This is a genomic window from Ruminococcus difficilis (genome assembly GCF_016680995.1).
This window is the reverse complement of sequence record NZ_JAEQMG010000117.1, coordinates 26982-53559: the sequence shown is the minus strand read 5'-3', so window position 1 is coordinate 53559 and position 26578 is coordinate 26982. Positions and strand designations below refer to the sequence as shown.

Sequence of the window (26578 nt, the reverse complement as noted above, 5' to 3'; positions counted from 1 at the left end):
TCACGAATCATTCGATCAGTCATATGGGTCGTGGACATAATAATCGTATACATAGCCTTCCTTGCCGTTATAGCGCACCTTTGCCCATCTGACATGATAGCCGTCGTTGACATAGCCATGATCCTCGTAAGTGCCGAGGAAGGTCATTGACGCGCCGCAGGGTATCTCAGCAAGCTTGGAGCTATTCTCGGATGCGGAGGATCTCAGCGCCAAAAAGCCGTCGTCGATCCCCTCGTTCACACAGATGGGATCGGTAGTAGGCGGAATGTCGGAGGGGTCGGCGGAGAGATAAGACGTACTGACGTATCCCGTGACTTTTCCATCGGAAACGCGGTACCACTTCGATGAAGTGCGTTCGATCAGCTTTACATCGTCGCCTCTCCAGAGCTTACCCAGCTGCTCGCTTCCGCCACTCGGGCTCGCGTGCATTTCCACATAGTTTCTGGCAGTGCTGTAATAGGTCGTAGAGGAAGGCGCCGGAGCAGGCGACGGATCCTCCTTTTTCGCTTCGGTCTTCGGCTCGGGCTTTTCAGTCTCGGGAGCCTTTGCAACATACAGCGTGATCTTGGTATCCGAAGAGATCTCGGCGTTTTTACCCGGAACCTGATTAAAGACCTTGCCTGCGGATTGTATTTCCGTTTCTTTTTCGATACAGATGGTATCGACAGCCGGGTTTATGTTTTTCAGCGTATTTTTCGCTTCTTCCTCGGTCATACCGGTCAGATCGGGCATTTTCAGCAGCTGTACGGTTTCTTCCGCAATGACAGAGGATGAATCGTTGTTGTTGTTCCGGGTGATGATCGCTACTAACGTGATCACGACCGAAAGCACCGCGATAAAGACCAGCAGTCCCGCGATGATCGGCGCATAGGAGCGCTTTTTCGGTACAGGCTGAGGCTGTTGAGCCGGATACTGCTGAGGCGGATACTGCTGCATGGGCGGACGATAATTCTGTTCCGGCGGGCGTTGATAGCCCTGACTGACACGCGGATCATTCTGTTGATAACGCGTATGATAAGCGTCTGCCGCGACCGTCTGATTCGGATCCATCGTTCGGTCATCACGCATGAAAACAGCGCCTACGACCGGTACCAACTCACCTCTGAGCGCCTGTTCAAACATCCCGATCAGCGTCGGCATATCCGGACAGCGGTTCTCCTTGTGGACCGCCATACCGTACATGAGGGTGTTCTCCATGGCGGGAGAGATGTTCACACCGCACTGTGAAGGCGGCTGCAGGATGTCCTGATAGACGCGGTCGATCGAATCGACCGGCGTGATGCCGGTGATCGCGCGGTAGATGGTCGCGCACATACCGTAAACATCCGTCCACGGGCCCTGTTCTCCATTGCGGCGATACTGCTCGGCGGGAGCATATCCCTGCTTGAGCATGATCGACATTGAACGGTTATCCGCATTGTCATAAACACGCGCCGCGCCGAAATCCATGAGCTTCAAGGTACCGTCACGCAGTACCATGATATTGTCGGGGCTGATATCACGATGGATCACGCCCGCGCTATGTATCTTGACCAACGCGCGCATCGCCGGAAGGAGCATCCCGACAGCCTGTTCCGGCGCAAGGGTACCGTACTGCTTGAGGTAGTCGCGCAGGGTGATGCCGTCAAGATATTCCATGACGATATAGGCAGTATTATTCTCCTCGAGAAAATCAATGACATTGACGACGCCGGGGGCTTCCTGAAACCTCGCCAGTGTTTTTGCTTCTTGCAAAAAGCGGGAACGACCTTTTTCAAAATACTCCTGTTTGTCATCGGAGGTCACCGCTACGGTATTGCTCACCGTCGTATTGCGGTTGCAGTACCCGAACGGATAGTACTCCTTGATCGCCACGGTGATCCCCAAGGTGTTTTCCAACGCGATGTAAGTGATGCCGAAGCCGCCCTCGCCGATAACGTTACCGAGCGTATAGCGATTGCCGATCACGGTACCGGGCGCGATCTGATGCGGCTGCAGCTCCACACTGCCCTGTGCGTGACAGTGAGGACAGATCTCAGCGTCACCTTTTTCACGCATACAATGATAACAGAGCATAGTCCCCCTCCAAATCCATTAATTTACATTTTTCATTATAAAACTTTTGACACTGTTGTCAATAATTTAAGATAATTCTCACAAACTGTTCTATATTTTTTAACGATTCATTCATAATTGACGGAGCTTCTCATCATTTGAACGGTTTAGTTCGCCTGCTTTGAACAGTCAGACAGTCGTCAGCCAGTAGATAAACCCATAGATCACAGCGGCGGTTGTACCGTATACCAGCACGGGTCCGGCAATAACGAACATCTTTGCCGCCAGCCCGGTGATCAACCCTTCCGCCTTGAACTCGATCGCGGGCGAGCTCATCGCGTTCGCGAAACCCGTGATCGGCACCAGCGTACCCGCACCGCCGTGCTTGGCGATCCGCTCATACAGATGCAGCGCCGTCAGCAGCACGCCGATGAAGATCAGCGTCACCGAGGTGAGGGTCTTTGCGTCGTTCTCCGAAAGCTCCGTCATGAGGAACAGCTCCAGTATCCCCTGCCCTATCGTACAGATCGCGCCGCCGATCAAAAATGCCTTCAGACAATCGATCCCCATGCGGCTGTTGCGTGAGCGCAGCTCGACCAGCCTGGAATAGTTTTCCTTTGTCATATCATCACCGAAGATAGTATCCGCGCGCGTTTACAAATTATTCAACAAAAATTTCATTCTACTTCTTGTTTTTATCCCCATATAGATATATAATTATACTGATTTAATACGGTCATTCCGAGAGAGCGCCGACAACGTGTCGCGCGACTGTGGGAATCTCAACCGATTTATTTGTCATTCCGAGGGAGCGTCGGCACACGTGTCACGCGACTGTGGGAATCTCAACCGATTTATTTGTCATTCCGAGGGAGCGTCGGCACACGTGTCACGCGACTGTGGGAATCTCAACCGATAATTTGTCATTCCGAGGGAGCGCCGACAACGTGTCGCGCGACTGTGGGAATCTCAACCAATTATTCCTATGAAAGAATCACGATATGAACATCCATTATTTAGATAACAGCGCCACCACACAGGTGTGTCAGGAAGCGGCAGACGCGGCGTACCGCATGATGCGCGAAAACTACGGCAATCCGTCCTCCCTGCACAAGGTCGGGATACAGGCGGAGACCGCTGTGGAAGAGGCGCGCGGGATCATTGCCGACGCGCTGAATGTACAACCAAAGACCATCTACTTCACCTCGGGCGGCACCGAAGCGAACAACACCGCGCTGTTCGGCGCGGCACAGGCGCTCAGGCGGCGCGGCGATCGCGTGATCGTATCCGCGGTCGAGCACAGCTCCGTCTATGAGAGCGCCAAGCGGCTCGGCGAACTGGGCTTTGACGTTCAATTCGCTCCTGTCACCGATCGGGGCGTTGTCGATATCGACGCGCTCAAAGCACTGCTCACCGACAAAACCATCCTCGTCAGCATCATGACGGTCAACAATGAAACAGGCGCCGTTCAGCCGATCGAGCAGATCGCGAAGCTGGTGCACAAGAACTGTCCCGAAGCACTGTTCCACTCCGACGCGGTACAGGCGTTCGGCAAACTACCCGTCAAGCCGAAGAAATGGGGCGTTGACCTGATGAGCGTCAGCGCGCACAAGATCCACGGCGCAAAGGGCTGCGGCGCACTGTACATCCGCGACGGAGCACGCATCCTGCCGCTCCTTTACGGCGGCGAGCAACAAAAGAAGCTCCGTCCGGGCACCGAAAGTGCCCCGCTGATCGCCGCCTTCGCGACCGCGGTCGGTTTTCTGAATTTATCCCAAAATGCGGATCATATCAGGGAACTGAACCGCTGCGCGCTGGAAAAACTGCAAGCGCTTGAAGGCGTCACAATTAACTCCCCCACCGACGCCCTGCCGTACATCATCAATATCTCGGTCAACGGCATCCGGTCGGAAACCATGCTCCACCATCTGGAGGAAAATGGAGTATATGTCAGCTCGTCCAGCGCCTGCGCCAAGGGCAAGCGCAGTTATGTGCTCGAGGCGATGGGGCTTAGTGATGACCGCATCGACAGCTCCCTTCGTATCAGCTTTTCACGATACAACACCACCGAAGATATCGACGCGTTGATCGAGGGCTTACAGAGCGGTATCGCCACCCTGCAACGAAAATAAAAGCCTTCCCCTTGAGGGGAAGGTGTCGCCCGAAGGGTGACGGATGAGGTGGAAACGTTAATGCCTTATCCCATAAAATGTTGATCCGGTCAGGGTTACACCTCATCCGACCAATTCGCAAGCGAATTGCCCACCTTCCCCTCAAGGGGAAGGCAAATACAGATTAGGAAGAAGATTATGCAAGAAATCATATTGATCAAGCTCGGCGAAATGGTCCTCAAGGGGCTCAACCGCCGCGCGTTTGAAGACGTACTTATCAAAAACATCAAATACCGTCTGCGCGGGCTCGGCAAGTTCACCATCAAGATTGCCCAGTCCACCATCTATGTCATCCCGCAGTCCGAGGACACAGACCTCGACGACGTATGCGAGCGTATCTCGGAGGTGTTCGGCATCGTCACCTTCTCACGCGCCTGCGTATGCGACAAGACGCTCGATGATATCCTCGCAAAAGCGCCCCTCTACTGCAAGGAATACTTAGAGGACGCCGAAACATTCAAGGTAGAATCCAAGCGCTCCGACAAGCGCTTCCCCTATAAATCTCCCGAGATCTCGGCACAGGTCGGCGGCAAGCTGCTCTCCACCTGTCCCCATCTCAAGGTCGACGTCAAGAATCCCGAGGTCACCGTCACCGTCGAGGTGCGCGACTTCGGCGCCTATATCCGATGCGCGACCATCCGCGGTCAGGGCGGTATGCCCGTCGGCACATCGGGGCTGGCTACCGTGCTCATCAGCGGCGGTATCGACTCCCCCGTCGCCGCCTATATGATGGCGAAACGCGGCCTAAAGCTCAACGCCGTCCACTTTGAATCTCCGCCCTATACCTCCGAGCGCGCGCGATTAAAGGTCGAAAAGCTGCTCAAGGAAGTCAGCCGCTTCGCGGGCTCCATCGAAATGCACACCGTTCCGCTGACCAAGGTGCAGGAGACCATGCGCGATCGCTGTCCCGAAGAGCTGTTCACCATCCTGCTGAGACGCGTGATGATGAAGATCGCCACCCGCGTCGCCGAACAGACCAAGTCCGGCGCGCTGATCACCGGCGAGAGCCTCGGACAGGTCGCGTCACAGACGATGTACGCGCTGAACTGCACCAACGTCGCCGCGGGCAAGATCGTGTTCCGTCCGCTGATTGGCATGGATAAGCAGGAGATCATCAACATCTCCCGCCGCATCGGCACCTTTGAGACCTCCATCGAGCCGTACGAGGATTGCTGTACCATCTTCACACCCAAGCACCCGCGCACCAAGCCCATCCTGCATTTTGTCGAGCAGGCGGAGCGTGAGGCGGAACTGGATGAACTGATCGAGGAAGCGATCCGAAACACCACGGTCAAGACAATCGACTTCTGATTATATTTCTTTTATAGAATCAATTTTTCATCAGGAACTAACAGAAAAGGCGCTTTTCTGTCAATAAAATGTTTGAAAGGGTCACCTTTCGGAAAGGATTTGTCATGAAAAAAATATTCACAATCGCAGTATCCGTCGTCCTGATCTGCGCGCTTCTCGCGGGATGCAGCGCAAGCAAGGGATTATCCGCCAACCTGGATTACGCCAAGGGCAAGATCGCGGATTTTGCTCACGATCAAAAACGCAATGAATCCGTTTTTGCCGGCGACGTCTTCAAAACTGCCAATATCGCCGCGATGCTGATCACCAAGGACAGCACCGAGGAGGATTTTGAGAAAGTCGCCAAGACGCTTTCTCTCGACGGATTGACGGTAGCGGATGAGACCCGTACCGTCGTCGGCTCCTATCCGGCAGGCGACAAGGACAAGAACCTGAAGGATCTCGCCGACAAGAAAGAATTTGCCGGCATCGTCAGAAATACCGCAGACAAGCAGATGACCGATCCGGTCTATCACGCGGAGGACGGCACCTACAGCCTGATGGCAGGCGTCAAGCGCACCGACGGCACCGGTGTTGTCATCATTACCTTGACCACCGACGCTTACGGCGATGTCGTCGGCGACAATCTCGCTGAGAAATGCGGCAACAATATGATCGTCGTCAAAGGCGATACCGTCATCAGCTCCACCGTCGACGGCGTTCTCAAATCCGATACGATCGATATCGTCAAGCTCACGCAGGACGATCTCAAAAAGGACGCTGTCAGCTTCACCTCCGACGGCACGAGCTACAGTGCGAAAGTCGCGAACGAGAGCGGTTATACCGTTATCTGCGCCGAGCCCAAGTAATCAAGGCGCTCCCCTATCCTACCAGACAAGAAGGATCTTCTATGTTCAAATGTGAATTGTTCTCTATCCAAAAGAATAAAGCCGACGCAAAGGCATATACGGACACAGCTGCCGAGATCAGCTCTGCTCTCGAAGTGGACGGCGTCGAGCTGCAGTACACCACCGAATGTGCCGCAGACGCCAAAAAGCTGTCAAAGGCGATCACGGAAAAGCTGAACGCAAGCGAAAGTGATCTGTTTTTGTTCGTCAATGCGCTCGATTCGACCGACAACAGCTCATTCCGCAAGCTGTTTTACAAAACGATCGAGAATCTCGAAGCCGGTATCCCGCGTGATGAAGCGCACAAGGATCTGACGCCGAAGCTCAAGGTCTCCTCTATCGGCGATCTGGGCAACGGCTATAAGGGCTACTGCTTCTCCTATTCGGGAAAGCGCTTTATCGCGCTGCCCTGCGCTTCACTGACAGGCGCCTCGCTCAAAGATGTGATCCGCGGCGGTATCGCGGGCGCCAACGATGTGTTCACGAAGAACGCGGCGCTCTACCCTGTTGGTATCGCGTTCTTTGACGCGAGCGGCAACGAGGTCGACGCCGAGCTCAATCAGATCGATCTGTCCAATGATGCCGCGGTACCGAAGAAAAAGCAAGGCTTTATCCAATCCTTTATTCCTCAGAAAGGGGATACCAAAAAGCAGAAGATCCGCAAGATCGTCGTACTGATAGCGATCGCCGCGTTCATCGCCGCGCTGATCTACGTGCTGGAGTTCTACATCTTCGGCCCGATGCGCAACAATGCCGTCACCAGCGAGATCCAGACCATCGCCCATAACAAAAACAACGAAGATGGCGAAGGTGAAGGCCCCGAACAGGATTGGGACGCGCTCAAGGAGATCAACGACGAGATCGTCGGCTGGATCACCATCCCCGACACCAAGATCGATTACCCAGTCCTGTATCACGAGGGCGACGACCGCTATAATCAATATTACCTCAAGCGCACCTACAAAAAGGAAAGCTCCGAATACGGCAGCATCTTCATTGACTACCGCTCTACCGAGGGCGAAAAATCGCGCAACGTCATCATGCACGGTCACGATATGCTCGACGGCAGTATGTTCGCCGGACTTCTGGGATACTCGCCGAAGGGCGATCTGAAGGGCGATCTCGAATTCTATCAGGATCATCCCATCGTCAAGTTCAACACCCCCGACGGCGACGCCAAATATAAGATCATCTCGGTGTTCAAGACCTCGACCCGCTACGAGCACGGCGAGTTCTTCAACTACATGCAGGGCGATTTTAACTCCGACGCGGAGTTCATGAACTTCGTCTACAATATGCGCGTGCGCTCGTTCTTCGACATTCCTGTCACCTGTAACGAGGGCGACCAGATCATCACCCTGTCTACCTGCTGTTATGAATTCTACCAGTGGCGACTGGTGGTCGTCGCGCGTAAGGTACGCCCCGGAGAGGATCCTAACGTCGACGTCAGCTTGGCGTCGCGCAGCTCCGATCCGTTGTTCCCGGATGTTTACTACAGCCGCTACGGCGGTACCCGTCCCGAGACCGAGACCTTCAAGTCGGCAAATGCCAAGGGTCAGGTTGACTGGTACGACGGCAAGGGTAATCTGGAGGGCTCGGAGGATCTGACCGCGACCCTCGCCTCCAACCCGACGGAGCCTCCTACCGAGCCGCCACCCACGGAAAAGAAAGGCGCTCCCAAGCCGACAGAACCGCCGGTCATCACCTACTACCCCGTCACCTACCGCAACTTTGACGGCAGTCAGTATGCCGCCTACAACGTCAAGGAGGGTGATCCGGTACCCACGCCGGGCGGTGACCCGGTCATGCCGGAGGATGACTACTACACCTATGTATTCGAGGGCTGGGACAAGGATGTTTCCGGCGTCGACTTCGACCATCTGAACGTCGGTATCGATATTTATCCCAAGTTCACCGCCGTTCCCAAGTAATAAACGTATCGGGGGAAGGGGTTCATCCCTATCCCCCGTCAACACAGCAAAGGATCGCTATGAAGTACAATCTGATTTTTTATCTGTCAAGAAAAACCTCATACTGTGAAAAAGCGCTGAGAAAAGCGCTCGCCCCCATCGGCGGCGAAGCGCATCTGATCACCTCGGCGACCACGCCGGTCGAGCTGGGGGCGCAGGTCAGCCGCAGCTTGAAACTCTGTCCGCTGACCGTCATCATCGGCGGCTTCGACTCCTTTGAGGACGACAACCTGCGCGTCGTGCTGTCGCGCGTATTCTCCAACTCCGCGCTCACGCTCGATAATATGCGCAAGTTAAGCGCAGTGAGCGGCAGCGAGGGCTATATCGTCAGGGATAAAAATCAGATCCTGCTTTCCTTCCCCGACTCCCCCGAGGACATCACGGAAATGTGCGGTGAGGAACTGTTGGAGTATATCGGGAGTAAACTATCGTCGGTTAACGGATAACGGAGAACGGTGAACGGTGTTGGGAAACGCTGACGCGTTTTGGATTGATATTTCATAGATGTAAAAATATAACGTCCGCGACTCTATGATGAGTTGCGGACGTTTTTATATAAGCATATTTGAATAAAAAATACTACAAATCGGGTGCGGGTGTCCCGCCCTTCACCGTTAACCGTTAACCGTTAACCGTTAACCGATCCTCATACCATCAGATCACATACCAGATCGCTGATCTCGGCGGGGTTGTCGAGGTTCAGACCGTTGATCAGTCTTGCCTGGGCGTACAGGATCTTGCTGTAATCGGCGAGCTTCTCTTTATCGTTACCGAACAGATACAGCAGCTTATCCTTGATCGGATGATCCTTGTTGATCTCAAGCACGGTCTCCGCCTTGATATTTTGACCCTCGGTGCCGGGCATCTTGTTGAGGATCTGCTCCATGCCGACGGACACATTGCCCTCGCTGGAAAGGCAGACGGCGTGGTTCTTCAAGGTGTTGGTGTAGCGCACCTTCGCCACCTTGTCGCCGATACTCTCCTTCATGAATTTAAAGAGCTCCTCGGACTTGTCATTCTCTTCCTTGAGCTGTGCCTTCTCTTCCTCATCGCCGAGGTCGAGGTTATCGGTACAGACATTCAGGAAATCCTTGTTATCATAATTGCGCAGGATCTGGACGCAGAATTCGTCGATGTCCTCGGTCAGGTAGAGCACCTCATAGCCCTTGGCAAGCACGCTCTCCACCTGCGGGAGCATGGCGATCTTCTCGACGGTCTCGCCGACCGCATAGTAGATCTTGTCCTGATTCTCTCTTGCACGGTCGATATATTCTTTTAAAGAAGTATACCTGCCTTCGTCGGACGTCTTAAAGAGCAGGAGATCCTGCAATTCCTCACGGTTCACGCCGAAGGAGGAATAGATGCCCCACTTGAGCTGCGCGCCGAACTCACGGAAGAACTGCTCGTACTTTTCGCGGTCGGTTTTCAGCATTTTGCCGAGCTCTGAGGCGATCTTTTTCTCAAGCGCCTTAGCGATGATCTTAAGCTGACGGTCATGCTGCAGCATCTCACGCGATATGTTCAGGCTCAGGTCGGCGCTGTCCACCAGACCCTTGACAAAGCTGAAATGATCGGGCAAAAGATCCTTGCACTTCTCCATGATCATCACGGAGCTGGAATAGAGCTGCAAGCCCTTCTCATAATCGCGGCTGTAATAATCATACGGCGCGTGAGACGGGATGAACAGCAGCGCGGTATAGGTCGCGTTACCCTCGGTGGACTGGCGGATCACCTTGAGGGGCGCTTCATAATCGTTGAACTTGCCCTTGTAATACTCGGCATATTCCTCATCGGTGACCTTGCTCTGCGGCTTCTTCCAGATGGGGGTCATGCTGTTGAGGGTCTCATCCTCATAAATGTCCTCATACTCGTTCTCGGTGCCCTCTTTGAGCTGTTTATGCGAGGTCTCCATGCGGATCGGGTAACGGATGTAGTCGCTGTATTTCTTGATCAGCTCGCGGATGCGATAGACTTCGAGGAACTCACCGTACTTTTCTTCCTCGGTATCCTCCTTGATGTGCAGGGTGATGACCGTGCCGGCTTTGTCCTTCTCACACTTCTTGATGGTGTAGCCGTCCGCGCCCGAGGATTCCCATACAAAGGCTTCGTCACTGCCGAACGCCTTGCTTTCCACCTTGATATTATCGGCGACCATGAACGCGGAGTAGAAGCCTACGCCGAACTGACCGATGATATCGATGTTCTCGCTTTGATTCTCTTCATCGGTCTTGAAGTCGAGTGAGCCGGACTTCGCGATGGTACCGAGGTTGTTCTCGAGCTCTTCCTTGGTCATGCCGATACCGTTATCGGTGACGGTCAGGATACGGCTGTCCTTGTCCGCGGTGAGACGGATCTCAAAATCATCGTGATCCATACCCACGCTGTCGTCGGTCAAGGATCGGAAATAGAGCTTATCGATCGCGTCGGACGCGTTAGAAATCAGCTCGCGCAGGAAAATCTCCTTATGGGTATAGATGGAGTTAACCATCATATCCAGCAGTTTTTTGGATTCTGTTTTGAATTGCTTTTTCGCCATGTTCATACCTTCTTTTTCATTTGTCATTTCATAGCTCTTTATCATGGAGGCAGCTTTTCGCCGAAGAATTGTTCCTCCGTATAAAATGACATTTTTTATTACAATATCTATTATACTCCATATTTTAGCACTGTCAAGTCGAGAGTGCTAATTCTTTTTTAAACTTTATGTGAACATCCGCGATACAGCTGTCTTTTCGTTATATGTCACCCAAACGCAAAGCAAATCGATTTCTGTAGGGCGGGGTGCTCCCCTACAAATCCGCTGAAACGTAACTCTTCACTCCTAACTCCTCACTCCTAACTCCTAACTCCTAACTCCTAACTCCTCATTAAAAAACGCCCGCGGCGATGAAACCACGGGCGCTATTATTATGTTATTATTCTTTTTCGGAAAATTACAGCTTTCTGATACGGATGATGCCGTCTACCGCCTCAGCGGCCTCGAGGGCGTCGGGATTCGCGCCTGTCACGTCGATGATGGTGTAAGCGTAATCGCCGCGGCTCTTGTTCTCCATGTTCTCAACGTTACCGCCGATCTTCTCCAGCAGATTGGAGATCATCTTGGGTGCGTTGTGATGGAACACACAGAAACGGGTATCGCCGGTTCTGGGCATGGAAACATTCGGGAAGTTGACGGAGTTCTTGATGTTGCCGTTCTCCAGATAATCCTTCATCTCGTCGGCAGCCATGATCGCGCAGTTATCCTCACTCTCGGGAGTGGAAGCGCCGAGGTGCGGAATCGCGACAACGCCGTCTACGTCGAGCAGATCGTTGGTAGCGAAGTCAGTCACATAAGACGCCATCTTACCGCTCTCCAGAGCAGCCTTGATGTCAGAAGAGACGACCAGACCGTCACGAGAGAAGTTCAGCAGGCGAACGCCGTCCTTCATCTTTGCGATGGTATCGGCGTCGATCATGCCGCGGGTGCCGTCGTTGACCGGCAGATGCAGGGTCACATAATCAGCCTGCGCGTACAGCTCGTCGATGTTGTTGACAGTCACAACGTGACGGGACAGATGCAGTGCCGCGTTGACGCTCAGATAGGGATCGTAACCGATGACATGCATATGGAGCGCACGCGCCGCGTTCGCGACCAGTACGCCGATCGCGCCGAGTCCGACTACGCCGAGGGTCTTGCCCTTGATCTCGGGACCGACGAATTGGCTTTTGCCCTTTTCAACAGCCTTGAGGTTATTGGGATCGTCCTTGAGGGTCTTGCACCACGCGATACCCTCGCTGATCTTACGGGAGCCGAGCAGCATGCCCGCGATCACCAGCTCCATAACGGCGTTAGCGTTAGCGCCGGGAGTGTTGAATACACAGATACCCTTCTCGGCACACTTGTCGAGCGGGATATTGTTGACGCCTGCACCGGCACGAGCGATCGCGAGAAGGCTCTCGGGCAGCTCCATGTCGTGCATAGAAGCGGAGCGGACGAGGATACCCTCGGGCGCGTCGCACTCGTCAACACAGTTATAATCAGCGCCGAAGCGCTCGATCGCAACAGGAGCGATCTTATTCAGCTTTAAAATGTTATACATATCAATTCTCCTTTTTCAAGGTCCCCTTTCCTAAGGGGGCTGTCGCAAAGCGACTGGGGGTTGCAACCCTCCGCCCTATCGGGCACCTCCCTTAGGAAAGGGAGGCTGATTTTGATTCTTATTTGTTTTCCTCTTCAAACTTCTTCATGAAGGCAACGAGCTTCTCAACGCCCTCGATCGGCATTGCGTTGTAGATAGAAGCGCGCATACCGCCGACGGTGCGGTGACCCTTGATGTTGATGAAGCCGGCTTCCTTAGCGGCAGCGACAAACTTCGCGTCCAGATCGGTGTCGCCGGTAACGAACGGAACGTTCATCAGAGAACGATCCTCGGGAACGACGGTGCCCTTGAACATCTCGGAAGAATCGAGGAAGTCATACAGGATCTTCGCCTTCTTCTCGTTGAGCTCCTTCATCTTCTCCAGACCGCCGACCTCGTTCTTGATCCACTCGAGGACGAGCTTCATGATGTAGATGGTGTAGCAGGGAGGTGTGTTGTACATAGAACCGTTATCCGCATGGATCTGGTAGTTGAGCATGGTGGGAGTGATATCTCTCGCCTTGCCGAGCAGATCCTCACGGATGATGCAGATGGTCACACCTGCGGGAGCTACGTTCTTCTGAGCGCCGCCGTAGAGCATACCGAACTTGGTAACGTCGAGCGGCTCAGAGAGGAAGCAGGAAGAGATATCAGCGATCAGCGGAACGTCGCCGGTATCGGGCAGCTCATGGTAAACAGTACCGTAGATGGTGTTGTTCATGCAGATGTAGAAGTAGTCGGCATCCTTAGTAAAGGTGCTCTTGTCGAGCTTCGGGATATAAGAGAAGGTCTTATCCGCGGAGGAAGCAACGATGTTGACGTCGCCGTAGCGGCCTGCTTCGGCAGCAGCCTTCTTCGCCCACTGACCGGTCACAACATAGTCAGCCTTACCGGTGCCGTTCATGAAGTTGAGCGGGATAGCGGCAAACTGGGTGGAAGCGCCGCCCTGCAGGAACAGGACCTTGTAGTTGTCGGGGATGTTCATGATCTCACGCAGGAGAGACTCAGCCGCGGTGATGATCTCGCCGTACTCCTTGGAGCGGTGGGACATCTCCATGACGGACTCGCCGGTGCCCTTGTAGTCGAGCATCTCAGCAGCCGCGGTCTTCAGTACGCTTTCGGGCAGCATCGAAGGACCTGCCGAAAAATTGTAAACTCTTGCCATAATATATACCTCCTAAATTTGTCAGGCGCAGGTGCTCTCACACCGCGCGTATTCAAGACAAAACATTGACATGATACGGGATCACTCCGAACGGAGCTTCGATTTCTCCCCATATCTGTTACAATTATATGACAATTCCCCTGTTAATTCAATAACAATCGAGAATTACGGCATAGTAATTTCGCAAAAAATCCCCGCCATTTTTATACATTTTGCAAAAAATCCGCCAAAATCTAACAAATTGTAATGAAGTATAACATCTTTTTAGGGAGCAAGGAGATAAGGGTGAGGAGTTAGGAGTTATGGGTGGGCGTTGCCCGCACCCGTTTGCTATTGTTTCAATCAAACACAACCGTATTAAAACATTTGAATCAAAATGCGAAGCATTTCCCGCAACTCCTCACTCCTAACTCCTCACTCCTAACTAAAAAAGAGCCGCCGTGATTATCCCACGACAACTCTGATTACTGTTTTTCCATTACATCGGGTTTGTATCGGTTGTTTCAGCTTTCTGTACATCTTCATATTTCCGATAATCCAGCACCTTCTCTGTCTTACCGTCACTTATGCGTACACGGCACAGTACACTTTCCAAGTTATTGTTGTAGTACACATATGTATCATCAAAAAGATACAGGCTGCGAAATTCCAGATCTGAATCCTCCACGAGGGTGCGGAGAGATGTGGGATGTTGGGTGTCGAGCTCATACAGAACACCCTTTTGATCGAAGTTTTCCGCAAGATAGAGTTTTCCGCCGCCGCAGTTGAACATCAGCCTGAGACCATCTTCTCCCGTATAGAGCGCTTCACAGGTATCATTTTCCAAATCTATATGGTAGATCGTAGCGTTTTCGCTACAGTAAACATCGCTTCCGTCTGCAATGATATTGTTCAAACCGGGGTTAGACGTTACGGAGTCCGCTACCTTGACTTTATCGACGGTCTTACCCTTTGTACAATCATATCGGCATAAATAAACGGTTTTTCCCACCGTCGTACCATAGTACACATACGGCTCGCTGATATACATACCGAAATAACCGTTTTCAAACGGATCAAACAAAACATCATTGATGTTTCCAACAGGCAGATCACTCTTGCTGATGATCGGCGTCGTCTTGTTATCACCGTCACAGCGAAAAACATCTTTTTCGTTATGGATATAGAGTCTGCCGTTGCAAACACACGGATACCAAAAACCGGATCGTTCTAACACGATCTTTGTCGGTTCTTTTATCGTACCTGTTTCTAAATCAACATGACGATCGGAATATCGGGAGTTCGAATCCTGATAGCCGATCTGAGGAACGCATAGCATATCATCGAGCACATACAGCGTATTCCCGTACCATATTTCGGATTCTCCTATATTCATCGGCTCCGTATAGACTATGCGAACGCCGTCGGACGATATCTCGCAAAGATTGTTGACCTCATATCCGGAAGCGATCGTATAGAGCTTATCGCCGATCTTCATAAGGAAATCGGAGCTGTTCACCATACTGTTGTTTTGATAATAGTCTGTTCCCTCAAATTCCGTTTCAGGCAGTTCATAGGAACGTCCGCGCTGCGCACAGCCGCACAAAACGCCCGCAAAAAGCATTATCACAAGAAACAAAACGGATAATCTGCGCTTCATATAATCTCCTCCCGAACAGAAAAAGCATTCCGTATACATTCTATCACACTCTTATAAAAAAAACAAGCAACAGCACAAATAACACAGGGGAGTCGACAGTTTTTATCAACACCCCTGAACAATCATTGTATTTAATTAAAAAGACCCCAAAACGCCTTATGCGCCATGTAGATATCCGCCTTGGAGATGACCTCAAAGGGCGCGTGCATGCACAGCACCGCTACGCCGAGGTCGACCACATCGACGTTCATGTTGGCGACGTATTTGGCGATGGTACCGCCGCCGCCGATATCGACCTTGCCCAGCTCGCCGACCTGCCACTTGACGTCGTTTTTCGCAAGCATGGCGCGGATCTCACCCATGAACTCGGCTGACGCGTCGGAGGTGTCATACTTGCCGCCGTGACCGGTGTACTTGCTGATGACAACACCCTCGTTGATGAACGAGCAGTTCTTTGCCTCATACACGGACGGGAAGGTGGGGTCGAAAGCCGCGTTGACGTCCGCGGAGAGGCACTTGCTCTTAGAGAGCACACGATAGCCCTCGTTTCCGTCGAGCTTAGCCAGATCATAGATGAAGTATCTGAGGAAGTCGCTCTGCATACCGGTGTTGCCGTCGGAGCCCGTCTCTTCCTTATCGGTCAGATAGGTGATACAGGTACATTCGGGCAGCTTGGTGTCGAAGATCGCCGTAACGGACGGATAAGCACAGCACTTGTCATCGTGACCGTAGCCGCCGATCATCGAGCGGTCAAAGCCGACGTCGCGGGTCGGATACGCGGGACAGAAGTTCAGCTCCGCGGAGAGGAAGTCGTTCTCCTCGATACCGAAGCGGTCGTTGAGGATCTTCATCACATTCAACGCGACAAGATCCTTCTCCTCGCTGTCGTCATAGGGTCTGGAACCGACAAGGATATTCAGATCCTCGCCCGTAAAGAGCTTCGACACGGTCTTCATCGCGCCCTCACGATCGAGGTGCGGCAGCAGATCGGTGATCAAAAAGCACTCGTCCTTGGGATCGTCGCCGATGCGGATGTCCACGGTGGAGCCGTCGAGCTTGACCACTCTGCCGTGCAGGGCAAGCGGCACGGTCGTCCACTGGTATTTTTTGATACCGCCGTAGTAATGGGTCTTGAACAGCGCCAAGCCATTATCCTGATACAGCGGATTGGGCTTCAGATCGATGCGCGGGGAGTCGATATGCGCGATTGCCAAACGTACACCGTTCGAGGTGCCGTTCTTGCCGATCACAGCCAGACCGATCGCCTTCTCGCGGTTGATCACATAGACTCTGTCGCCGGGCTGATAAGAGCCGTCGGGATCGAATTCCACAAAGCCCTCTTTTTCAGCCAACGCCTTGACGTAGCTGACCGCCTCACGCTCGGTGCGGGAGTTATCGAGGAACTTCTTGTAATCCTCGCAGTAAGCGTCCGCCTGAGCGAGCACCTCTGCCGAATAGGTCGCCGCGCCGCGGCGTTCTTTCATCATCAGTTTTTCTCTGAGTTCTTTTGCGTTTTCACTCATTTTGTACCTCCTGAATACGGATAACGGTTAACGGATAACGGTTAACGGTTGAAGGAGGGCGTTGCCCTCACCCATTTTTATCAATCAAAAATCCGCAGGGATTATTCCACAACTGTTCTCCGTTCTCCGTTGACCGGATTATTGATAATATAGTTTTTGATACAGATCATACGCGTGGCCGACGCGCTCGACGTAAGCGGCGGTCTCCTCATACGGGATGTTCGTCAGCGTCTTGCCGTCGGGCGATATGTTCGGATCCTGCAGCCAGCCGTCCACGGTAGTGGTGCCGGCGTTGTAGGCGGCGACAGCCGTATCGCGGTTGCCGTACTTTTGGAGAAGTACTGACAAGAGATAGGTACCGTATCGGATGTTGATATCGGGATCCCTGAGAGAGTCGGTGGAGTAGATCACCTGTCCGTCCAGGCTCTCCTGCAGCCAGTCAAAGGTCGAGGGCATCAGCTGCATCAATCCCAGCGCGCCCGCGGAGCTCTCTACATCCTCCCGAAACCCGCTTTCGGTACGGATGACAGCAAATACGAGGGGTTCTTCCACGCCGAACTCGGTCGCGTATTTGTGCACCTGTTCCCCGTATTGCTGTTGATAAAACATTTTGTATACCTTGCCCTTTGTTCCCTTATAGTTTGTGTCGGAAACAAAAAAGAATACCAGCACGCCCACAAACAGCAGGAGTACAAATGTCACGAGGAATCCGATCGCTCCGTGCCCCTTGGTATCGCGTGAATGTCGTCGGTCATATCTTCTGCTCATCCGCGCACCACCTTTCGCCGTATTGCCGCACCGCGTCAAAGAACGCCTCGGCGGAACCGTTATTATATAGTATATCGTCACAGTGGGCGATAAAGAACTCTTCACTGAGCTGTACCGACATCCGACGCTCCGCCTCTTCCCTGTTCAGCCCGTCGCGCCTCATGATCCTCTCTCTTCTAAGCTCGGGATCGGCGAGCACGCCGACGATGCGGTAGCAGAACACATCCTGTCGCGCTTCAAAGAGCTGAGAAGCGTCAAAAATAACGATGTCGCCATTATTTTTTTCAACCTGCGCGAGCATGATCTCGCTGATCTTGGGATGGGTGATCGCGTTGAGCGTTTCGGTATTCTCGGGTGACGAGAACGCGATCTGCGCGACACGCCGCCTGTCAAGACTGCCGTCGGGCAAAAGCACGTTGCCGAACGAAGCGCAAAGCATCGCTTTCACTTCACTGTCCTCAACCGCAAGTCTGGCGGCTTCATCCGCGCTGACGACCGGGAATCCGCACTCGGCGAGCAATCGCGCCGCTTCACTCTTCCCCGCGCCGGTCTGACCGGTCAGGCCGATGATCCGCTTTTCGGGCAGATCGATGACCTCGAACGCCGCCGCGCGGATCAGGCGGTTGTACAGCGCCATGCCGACGCCGGTCGCCTCGGGACAATGGGCATAAACAGAGGTCACATCCTCCAGATCATCCACCGCTCTAAGCGCGTCAAACAGCGCCTTTGCCTGCGCTTTTTCATCATCCATGCCGCCGATCGTGATACAGGGCATGTCGAGCTGCGGCTTATCCTCGTCATAGCACATTGCCGCGATATGCGGATCACGGGCGTACAGACGGTTCATATATGTGATGTAGCGCTCGTCACTGCCGCGCAGGAGCACGACTCTGGTACGAGGCGCGTAGTGCTTATACTTCATGCCGGGTGACGAGGCTTTTTCGTTGTTTTCCAGTTGATGGAGCACCGCGTGATCGACCTCGATCGCGCCGATGACGGCTTCGATCTCTTCACGGGTGATCAACCCCGGCCGCAGGATACGCGGCGTATCGGTCGCGAGCGTGATCACGGTACTCTCCACGCCGACAGAACAGCTGCCTCCGTCGATGACCGCCTCAATCCTGCCCTCCATGTCGTCGATGACATGCTGCGCCGTGGTCGGACTGGGCTTGCCGGAGGTATTGGCGGAGGGCGCTGCCAGTGCCAGACCGCTTGTTTTGAGCAGCCTTTGCGCGTCGGGATGGGACGGGATGCGGATCGCCACGGTACTCAGCCCCGCGCTGACTTCATCGGGGATGACCTCGCCCTTGGGCATAATGATGGTGAGAGGTCCCGGCCAGAAAGCCTGCGCGAGCTTCACCGCCTTTTCGGGGATCTCGGAAACAAGGCGCAAGCGTTCGATGTCGGAAAACTCCGCGACATGGACGATCAGCGGGTTATCCATCGGACGACCCTTCGCCTCAAAGATACGGCGTACCGCCTCACCGTCGAGGGCATTTGCCGCCAGACCGTAGACCGTTTCGGTAGGCATAGCGACCAGACCGCCGTCACGCAGGATGGCGGATGCCTGTTCGATATCCGATTGTGTGTTGGTTAAATGGTAGGTTTTCATCTTGTTAATTAGGAATTAGTAATGAGGAATGAGGAATTATGGGAAGCACTTTGTGCTTTTGATTCCTATATAAGTTTGAAAGGAACCGTTTCCTCTCATATTTAAATGGGTGAGGGCGGAGCCCTCCATCAATTCCTAATTCCTAACTCCTAACTCCTCATTGTATCTTGAAGTTGCTCCGCTCTTTGCGCGGTGACCAATGCGTCGATAATCTCGTCGAGGTCGCCGTTCATGATCTCGTCCAGTTTATACAGCGTCAGCCCGATACGGTGATCGGTGACGCGGCTCTGCGGGTAATTGTAGGTGCGGATCTTCTCACTGCGGTCACCCGAGCCGACCTGAGAACGCCTGTCGGACGCGATCGCCTCATGCTGTTTATCCTGCTCGATCTTGAGCAGGCGCGACTTGAGCACCTTCATCGCCTTATCCTTGTTCTTATACTGAGAGCGTTCATCCTGACATTCGACCACCATACCCGTGGGCTTATGGGTGATGCGGATCGCGGACGAGGTCTTGTTGATATGCTGACCGCCCGCGCCGGAGGATCGGAAGGTGTCGATCTCCAGATCGTTCGGGTTGATGTCGATCTCTACGTCATCCGCTTCGGGAAGCACGGCGACCGTCGCCGCCGAGGTATGGATACGCCCGGAGCTTTCGGTCTTGGGCACACGCTGGACGCGATGGGTACCCGACTCGAACTTAAAGCGGCTGTAGGCGCCGTCACCGCTGACGATGAAGGACACTTCCTTATAGCCGCCCAGCCCCGTCTCGTTGAGGTTGATAACCTCGAGCTTGTAGCCTCTGCGCTCGGCGTACATGCTGTACATACGGTACAGATCGTAGGCGAACAGCGAGCTTTCCTCACCGCCCGTACCGCCGCGGATCTCGACGATGACGTTGCGTTCATCGTTCGGATCCTTGGGAAGAAGCAGGATCTTGAGCTCCTCTTCCAGCTCGGGCAGTTTGCGCTTCGCGTCATCGAGCTCAATGGACGCGAGCTCCCTGAGCTCTTCATCGGACGACGCGTCGTCGAGGATCATCAGGCTGTCCTCGATGGTCTGCTGAGCGCTCTGGTACTCACGGTACTTTTTGACCACCGGCTCGATGGACGCGTATTCGCGCATCACCTCGCGGTAGCGGTCGGGGTTGGACACCACATCCGGCTCATACATCCGCTTTTCCAGTTCGTTATATCGTTTATCAAATATCGCTAATCTGCTGAACATTGTATCTCCCTGTTGAATGAGGAATCAACTCAGCCTTCCCCTCAGGGGGAAGGTGTCACCGGAGGTGACGGATGAGGGGACATCCTCTCCACAATATGATAGATTCGGTAAGGCTGTATGGCTACCGATAATGACGGAATTGCTTATCACTCTTTGTTTCATTGTTTAGCCGGATAAGTTAGCCCCTCATCCGACCAATTTGCTCAAAGCAAATTGCCCACCTTCCCCCCGAGGGGAAGGCTTTGACCTATACTAATCCTCACTTCTTATCACTTTCCTGATATTCCTCTCGACCTTCTTGCGGGGCACCATGACCTCTCTGCCGCATTTTTGACAGCGGATCTTGAAATCCATGCCGACGCGCAGGACGAGAAAACGGTTGTCGCCGCAGGGATGGGGCTTTTTCATGATCAATTCATCGTTGACGCGGATATCCATACGCCCCTCCTCAGTCCGTTTCTGATATCGTATGATTAAATGGTAAACCGTTCACCATTCACCATTCACCGTTAACCATACTCGATATTATACCATATATTGGCAGAAAAAGCAAATAACGTTTCTGTCATATAAACCATATATTGTGAAATTACTGTTAACACTTCTCAATATCTTGACTACGGCGGGCAGATGAAGTATAATGTAGGATGATGAATTGGAAATAATTCCGAAACAAACATGAAGGTACATTATGGAAGATAAACATTATTCTCTCAAACACCGGTTCGCGTTCGGCGCCATGACCGCGGCGCTGTTCTGTTTTACGCTGCTGGTGTACGGACCGCTCTCGCTGTATGTGACCGGTAACGATGAAATGTGGTTCAGCTTTCGATCGCTCCTCACCCCCGTCATCGTCGTATCGCTGATCGGATTTGTCGTGATGACGCTTTTACTCTCACTGCCCAAGGGCGTGTTCCACAAGGTGCTGTGCTGTCTGACGTTCGGTATCTCACTGGGATTGTACGTCCAGTGCAGCTTCTTCAACATCAGCTACGGCTCCGGTGTGCTGGACGGCTCCCAGATCGCGTGGATGGACTACACCACCTACGGCGCGATCGACTCGGCGATGTGGGCGGCGTGTATCGCGATGCCCTTTGCGCTGTTCATGGTATTCAAGCGCTCATGGCGGCATGTGCTGATGGTCGCGGCGGTGTTCATCATCTTCACCCAGATCGCGGGACTGTCGCTCGATTTGTACAAGAACCAGAACACACTTGACAAGCTCAGTCATGAGGTCACCACCGACGGCATCTATGAGCTGTCGGATAAGGACAACACGCTGGTGTTCGTCTTGAGTTCCATGGACAAAGAGTACTTTGACGAATACAAAAAGGAGCATCCCGACGTCGAGAATCAGCTCAGGGGATTCACCGAGTACACCAATGTTTTGTCAACAGGCTCCGACTCGCTGGTATCGGTACCGGCGATGCTGACCGGCGAGGTCTACAAGAAGGACGTCAAATACACCGAATACGTCAACGGTGCATGGAACGCCAACAATGCCTTTGACGTACTGCAAAAATACGACGCTGACGCCCGCGTCTATGCCGACGACAAATATTTCGGCAACGCCGCGGTGCGCAAGGTGGACAATATCTCCGACCGCGCCAAGGATAAGGACGCGTACAAGGTCATCGGCTCCACCATGTACCGCTACACGCTCTATAAGGCGGTGCCCCATTATATGAAGCAACTCTTCTGGATGAGCCTGAGCGACTACTCCAACTTCAAGAGCAACAATACCTATAACCCCGACGCCGACGACAAGTTCTTTGCCGACTATGATAAGGCGGAGGGCTTCACCTACACCGACAAGTATCCCTGCGCGGTACGTGTCTATCACCTCAAAGGCGCCAAAGCACCCTACCGCCTGACCTCAGAGGGCGAGAAGGATCCCGACGGCACCTCGCGCACGGAACAGATCGAGGGTGAATTCAGCTGTATCTTCAAGATGATCGACGACCTCAAGAGCAACGGTAAATTCGAGAACGCGCAGATCGTCATCACCGCCGACAACGGCAACGAAGATTATAACCAGCGCCCGATGCTGCTGTACAAAGACAAGAACGCCATCGATGTATACCGCACCAGCGCGGCGCCCGTGACCCTCTTTGATCTGCCCGCCACCCTCGCGTCGTCCGTCACCAAGGATTACGCGAAGATCGGCACCGGCAAGACCTTTGATGACGCGGAAAAATCCACTCCCAAGCGCGAGCGCTACTTCTACCGCAGCGTCGGCTCCAACGCGGAGTCACGCATCGAAGAATACCTGATCAACTCCGCTGAGCTCGATTCCAAAAAGATCAAGCTGACCAACAGCTATCTGCTCAACGGCGGCGTTGTGGAGAACTATGTGCTGGGCAAAGAGCTGACCTTCACCGAGGATGAGACCGCCGCCATGTACTGCAAATCCGGCTTCGGCCACACCAACGGCTGGCGCACCATCATCAACGGGCAGACTGCCCAGATGGAGATCCCGCTCGATGATCTGCCCGGCAACCTCACCGACCTGCACGCCTATTTCAACGTGCTCAATGTCTATGAGGAGACCGACTGTGTGATCACCGCCAACGACGTGACCGTCTACACCGGCAGGCTCGGCAATGACGCCCGTAACCACGGTTTGAACTTCCTGATCCCCACCGATGTGATCGGCAGGGACAAGACCATTCGCCTGACCTTCACCTTCCCCGAGCTGTACGAGGACACCGACGTCATGGCGCTGACCTCCTTCAAGATCTACAAGCAGTGACAGAACCGGAGAACGGTTAACGGAGAATGGTGAACGGTGAAGGGAGGGCTCCGCCCTCACCTGATTTGTAATACTCTCTGAAAAATGTGATGATAAACAAAACGTCCGCAACACAGAGTCGCGGACGTTTTATTATATTAGCCGTTATTCCAATCAAAAACGCGTCAGCGTTTCCCTTCACCGTTAACCATTCTCCGTTCACCGTTAACCATTCAAAAAAGAGCCGCTGCGTTTCCGCAACAGCTCTTCTCAAAGCATTGAATGTTAAAACAGATGCCTGTATGTCACGCCGTTGATGATAGGTGAATCAACAGCCAGCGTATCCAAAAGGCAGAACAAGGGCACGCGTGCCTTAGGCAAGATGACCCTTCGCCGTGATGACCTCGATGACCTGATCGACGTACTTCTCACAGACCTCGTCCGAGCCTGCCTCGACCATCACGCGGATGACGGGCTCGGTGCCGCTCTCGCGGACAAGGATACGACCGTCCTCGCCGAGTTCATCAGCGACCTTCTTGACAGCCGCCTGTACATCGGGATCATTCTGCGCGTCGGGCTTGCTCTTAACGCGGACATTCTTGAGCACCTGCGGATAGAATACGCAGGGTGCCGCCAGCTCGCTCATGGGCTTCTCCTTGGAGAGCATGACCTCCATCATTTTCAGAGAGGTCAGGATGCCGTCGCCGGTGGTGGCGTACTTGCTGAAGATGATGTGACCGCTCTGCTCACCGCCGATGCGGTTGCCGGTCTGCACCATGTTCTCATAGACATACTTGTCGCCGACAGCGGTCTTTTCATACTCGATGCCGACCTTGTCAAGCGCCTTGTACAGTCCGAAGTTGGACATGATCGTGGTGACGACCTTGTTGTTGAGCAGCTTGCCGCGCTCCTTCATATACAGACCGTAGACATAGAGGATGTGGTCGCCGGTGACGACGTTGCCCTTTTCATCTACGCATAAGCAGCGGTCAGCGTCACCGTCATAAGCGAAGCCGATATCCAGACCCTTTTCGACCACAAACTTCTGTAAGTGCTCGATATGGGTGGAACCGCAGTCGGTGTTGATATTATAGCCGTCGGGGCTGTCGTTCATGACATAAGTCTTAGCGCCCAGCGCGTTGAACACGCCCTTGGCGATGCTCCACGCAGCGCCGTTTGCGCAGTCGAGACCGACCTTGACGCCCTTGAAGCTGTACTTGCTCATGGAGATCAGGTAGCCGATGTAACGGTTACGACCCTCGACATAGTCAACGGTTCTGCCGATATTCTCGCGCTCAGCGACCGGGATATCGATCTTGCCGTCGATGTATTCTTCGACCTTCAGCAGGGTCTCTTCCTCCATCTTCTCACCGTTGCCGTTGAGCACCTTGATACCGTTGTCATAGAACGGATTGTGAGAGGCGGAGATCATGATACCGCAGTCGAAGTCGTCGATGCGGGTGATGTAAGCGACAGACGGGGTGGTGGTGACATGCATGATGTAAGCGTCAGCGCCGCTTGCCATAAGACCGGTGCACAGCGCGTACTCGAACATATACGAGGAACGTCTGGTATCCTTACCGATCAGCACCTTTGCCTTTTTGCCCTGATTCGCGCCGTAGTACCAGCCGAGGAAACGACCGATCTTGATGGCGTGATCAAAGGTCAGGTTCTTGTTCGCTTCACCGCGGAAGCCGTCTGTACCGAAATATTTACCCATGGGAATTACCTCTTTTCTACGATTTCACCGCTGTTTTTGTAAATGCAGTTCTCGGGAACAACACCGCGCACACAGGAGGTCGGATAGACGTTAGAGTGTCTGCCGATCACGGTACCGGGGTTGCATACGGCGTTGCAGCCGACCTCGACATAGTCGCCGAGCATCGCGCCGAATTTCTTGAGTCCGGTCTCGATCTTCTCGGTGCCGTTATGAACGACAACGAGCTGTTTGTCGGACTTGACGTTCGAGGTGATGGAGCCCGCTCCCATGTGGGAGAAGTAGCCCAGGATCGAATCGCCGACATAGTTATAATGCGGGGTCTGAACGTGATCGAAAAGGATGACGTTCTTGAGCTCGGCGGAGTTGCCGACAACGCAGTCAGCGCCGACCAGAGCCGATCCGCGGATAAACGCGCACTGGCGCACCTCGGTGTTCGGTCCGATGATGCAGGGAGCGCCGAGATAAGCGGAGTCAAAGACCTTGGCAGTCTTGTGTACCCACACCTGAGGCTCTCTCTCTTCATAGTCATCGCCGAGGGTCTCGCCCAGCGCGATGATCATATCCTTGATACCCTTTAACGCCTCCCAGGGATAGGTGAACTGCGAAAGATAATCCTTTGCGAGCGTATGGTCAAGGTCGTATAAATCCTTAATGGTATACATTGGTTTACAGTCTCTCTTTCTTTTCGATATCGAGGAAGTATTTGTAAGCGCCGACGGTCAGCTCGTCGCATGCCGCCTCATCGCAGGCGATGATCGCGCCGTTGTGCATCTGCAGAGCGGAACAGGTCCACTTGTGGCTGACAGAGCCCTCTACGGTCTCAGCCAGCGCCTTAGCCTTGTTATGGCCGTTGATCAGGATCAGAACTTCCTTACTGTCGGTAACGGTGCCTACGCCGACGCTCAGTGCCTGAGCCGGTACAGCCTCGGGGTCGTTGCCGAAGAAGCGGGAGTTGACGATACGGGTGTCGGTGGTCAGGTTGCGGACGCCGGTGCGGGAAGCAAGGCTGGTGAACGGCTCGTTGAACGCGATATGACCGTCAACGCCGATACCGCCCATGAACAGGTCGATGCCGCCGTAGAGAGCGATCTTCTCTTCATAGCGCGCGCACTCACCCTCGGGATCATCGGTCATGCCGTTGAGGATGTTGATGTTCTCGGGCTTCATGTCGACAAGATGATTAAAGAAATTGTCGTGCATGAAGTACCAGTAGCTCTGGTCATGCTCGCGGGGCAGTCCGAGATATTCGTCCATGTTAAAGGTCACGACATTCTCAAAGCTGACCTCGCCCGCCTTATTCATACGGACAAGCTCCTTGTAAACTCCGATGGGAGAAGAACCTGTGGGAAGACCGAGGACGAAAGGACGGTTCAAAAGCAGTCCCTTCTTATGGTTGTTGATCTTAGCGGCGATATAGTTCGCAGCCCACTTGCACATCTTATCGTAATTGTCCTGAATTACAACTCTCATAATAATTTCCTCCGTAAAATAGTAGGTTTGTATTATTGATAAAGCGACGAAAAAAACCTCTGTTACAGTGTTGATTCTGCTTTTTCGTTTCTCTCTTACGACACGCTGTACGCAAAATAATTTATGTAAAATACCTTCCGAGTATTACAGAAAGCTGCCCCTTGCAGCCTATGAAGAAACCACCTTGTGTGATCTCGCATGAGCTTGCGTATTTGCCGTGGCGGCATCCGCCG

At 53.4% G+C, this 26578-nt stretch carries 20 protein-coding genes; 6 read left to right on the top strand and 14 right to left on the bottom strand.

Going from position 1 to position 26578, the window contains the following annotated elements:
- Nucleotides 1-15: 15 nt before the first annotated feature.
- Together JKK62_RS11105 and spoVAC are read right to left on the bottom strand one after the other, a co-directional pair.
- Nucleotides 16-2055: a protein kinase domain-containing protein gene (locus JKK62_RS11105; RefSeq protein WP_201427962.1), complete on the bottom strand. Its 2040-nt coding sequence runs from the start codon at nt 2053-2055 to the stop codon at nt 16-18.
- A gap of 168 nt (nt 2056-2223) precedes the next feature.
- Nucleotides 2224-2658 (bottom strand): stage V sporulation protein AC, encoded by a 435-nt coding sequence (spoVAC, locus tag JKK62_RS11100; protein ID WP_201427961.1) that lies wholly within the window; start codon nt 2656-2658, stop codon nt 2224-2226.
- Between the two features lie 377 nt (nt 2659-3035).
- On the opposite strand from spoVAC, the gene JKK62_RS11095 reads away from it, so the two are divergent.
- The 5 genes from JKK62_RS11095 (at nt 3036) to JKK62_RS11075 (ending at nt 8819) form a co-directional block, all read left to right on the top strand.
- Nucleotides 3036-4166: a cysteine desulfurase family protein gene (locus JKK62_RS11095; RefSeq protein WP_201427960.1), complete on the top strand. Its 1131-nt coding sequence runs from the start codon at nt 3036-3038 to the stop codon at nt 4164-4166.
- Nucleotides 4167-4343: 177 nt separating this feature from the next.
- On the top strand, nt 4344-5516 hold the full coding sequence (thiI, locus tag JKK62_RS11090; protein ID WP_201427959.1) for a tRNA uracil 4-sulfurtransferase ThiI: 1173 nt from the start codon (nt 4344-4346) through the stop codon (nt 5514-5516).
- 104 nt (nt 5517-5620) lie between these two features.
- Nucleotides 5621-6364 (top strand): cache domain-containing protein, encoded by a 744-nt coding sequence (locus tag JKK62_RS11085; RefSeq protein ID WP_201427958.1) that lies wholly within the window; start codon nt 5621-5623, stop codon nt 6362-6364.
- A 41-nt stretch (nt 6365-6405) separates the two neighbouring features.
- Entirely contained in the window at nt 6406-8334 is a 1929-nt protein-coding gene (gene srtB / locus JKK62_RS11080) for a class B sortase (RefSeq protein WP_201427957.1), read from the top strand.
- Nucleotides 8335-8393: 59 nt separating this feature from the next.
- On the top strand, nt 8394-8819 hold the full coding sequence (locus JKK62_RS11075; RefSeq protein ID WP_201427956.1) for a hypothetical protein: 426 nt from the start codon (nt 8394-8396) through the stop codon (nt 8817-8819).
- Between the two features lie 200 nt (nt 8820-9019).
- On the opposite strand, the gene htpG is transcribed toward JKK62_RS11075, so the two are convergent.
- From htpG to JKK62_RS11030, 9 genes are all read right to left on the bottom strand, one after another.
- Nucleotides 9020-10909, bottom strand: a complete 1890-nt coding sequence (htpG, locus tag JKK62_RS11070) for a molecular chaperone HtpG (RefSeq protein ID WP_201427996.1) — start codon at nt 10907-10909, stop codon at nt 9020-9022.
- A 397-nt stretch (nt 10910-11306) separates the two neighbouring features.
- Nucleotides 11307-12452, bottom strand: coding sequence for a 3-phosphoglycerate dehydrogenase family protein (locus JKK62_RS11065; RefSeq protein WP_201427955.1), 1146 nt, complete (start codon nt 12450-12452; stop codon nt 11307-11309).
- Between the two features lie 118 nt (nt 12453-12570).
- Nucleotides 12571-13656 carry a 3-phosphoserine/phosphohydroxythreonine transaminase gene (serC, locus tag JKK62_RS11060; protein WP_201427954.1) on the bottom strand — a complete coding sequence of 362 codons (1086 nt, stop codon included), beginning with the start codon at nt 13654-13656 and terminating at the stop codon, nt 12571-12573.
- Nucleotides 13657-14134: 478 nt separating this feature from the next.
- Complete coding sequence (locus JKK62_RS11055; RefSeq protein WP_201427953.1) at nt 14135-15295, bottom strand: hypothetical protein; 1161 nt, start codon at nt 15293-15295, stop codon at nt 14135-14137.
- Nucleotides 15296-15426: 131 nt separating this feature from the next.
- Complete coding sequence (locus JKK62_RS11050) at nt 15427-16818, bottom strand: aminopeptidase (protein WP_201427952.1); 1392 nt, start codon at nt 16816-16818, stop codon at nt 15427-15429.
- 138 nt (nt 16819-16956) lie between these two features.
- A complete protein-coding gene (locus JKK62_RS11045; RefSeq protein ID WP_201427951.1) occupies nt 16957-17586 on the bottom strand; it encodes a lytic transglycosylase domain-containing protein in 630 nt (209 codons plus the stop codon).
- Nucleotides 17570-19198, bottom strand: coding sequence for an L-threonylcarbamoyladenylate synthase (locus tag JKK62_RS17985; RefSeq protein WP_201427950.1), 1629 nt, complete (start codon nt 19196-19198; stop codon nt 17570-17572). Before JKK62_RS17985 ends, JKK62_RS11045 begins: the two co-directional genes overlap by 17 nt.
- Before the next feature lie 149 nt (nt 19199-19347).
- The gene (gene prfA, locus JKK62_RS11035; protein ID WP_201427949.1) at nt 19348-20424 is read right to left on the bottom strand and encodes a peptide chain release factor 1; all 1077 of its coding nucleotides are present in this window, start codon (nt 20422-20424) and stop codon (nt 19348-19350) included.
- 252 nt (nt 20425-20676) lie between these two features.
- A complete protein-coding gene (locus JKK62_RS11030; protein ID WP_201427948.1) occupies nt 20677-20862 on the bottom strand; it encodes a DUF951 domain-containing protein in 186 nt (61 codons plus the stop codon).
- A 253-nt stretch (nt 20863-21115) separates the two neighbouring features.
- On the opposite strand from JKK62_RS11030, the gene JKK62_RS11025 reads away from it, so the two are divergent.
- A complete protein-coding gene (locus JKK62_RS11025) occupies nt 21116-23176 on the top strand; it encodes a hypothetical protein (RefSeq protein ID WP_201427947.1) in 2061 nt (686 codons plus the stop codon).
- A 352-nt stretch (nt 23177-23528) separates the two neighbouring features.
- Here the strand turns inward: JKK62_RS11025 and glmM are convergent, their stop codons facing one another.
- Genes glmM through nagB form a run of 3 tightly spaced genes read right to left on the bottom strand, consistent with a single transcriptional unit; the run spans nt 23529 to nt 26345 of the window.
- Entirely contained in the window at nt 23529-24875 is a 1347-nt protein-coding gene (glmM, locus tag JKK62_RS11020; protein WP_201427946.1) for a phosphoglucosamine mutase, read from the bottom strand.
- Between the two features lie 5 nt (nt 24876-24880).
- Nucleotides 24881-25537: an acyltransferase gene (locus JKK62_RS11015; protein WP_201427945.1), complete on the bottom strand. Its 657-nt coding sequence runs from the start codon at nt 25535-25537 to the stop codon at nt 24881-24883.
- Between the two features lie 4 nt (nt 25538-25541).
- Nucleotides 25542-26345 (bottom strand): glucosamine-6-phosphate deaminase, encoded by an 804-nt coding sequence (gene nagB / locus JKK62_RS11010; RefSeq protein WP_201427944.1) that lies wholly within the window; start codon nt 26343-26345, stop codon nt 25542-25544.
- Between the last annotated feature and the right edge of the window lie 233 nt (nt 26346-26578).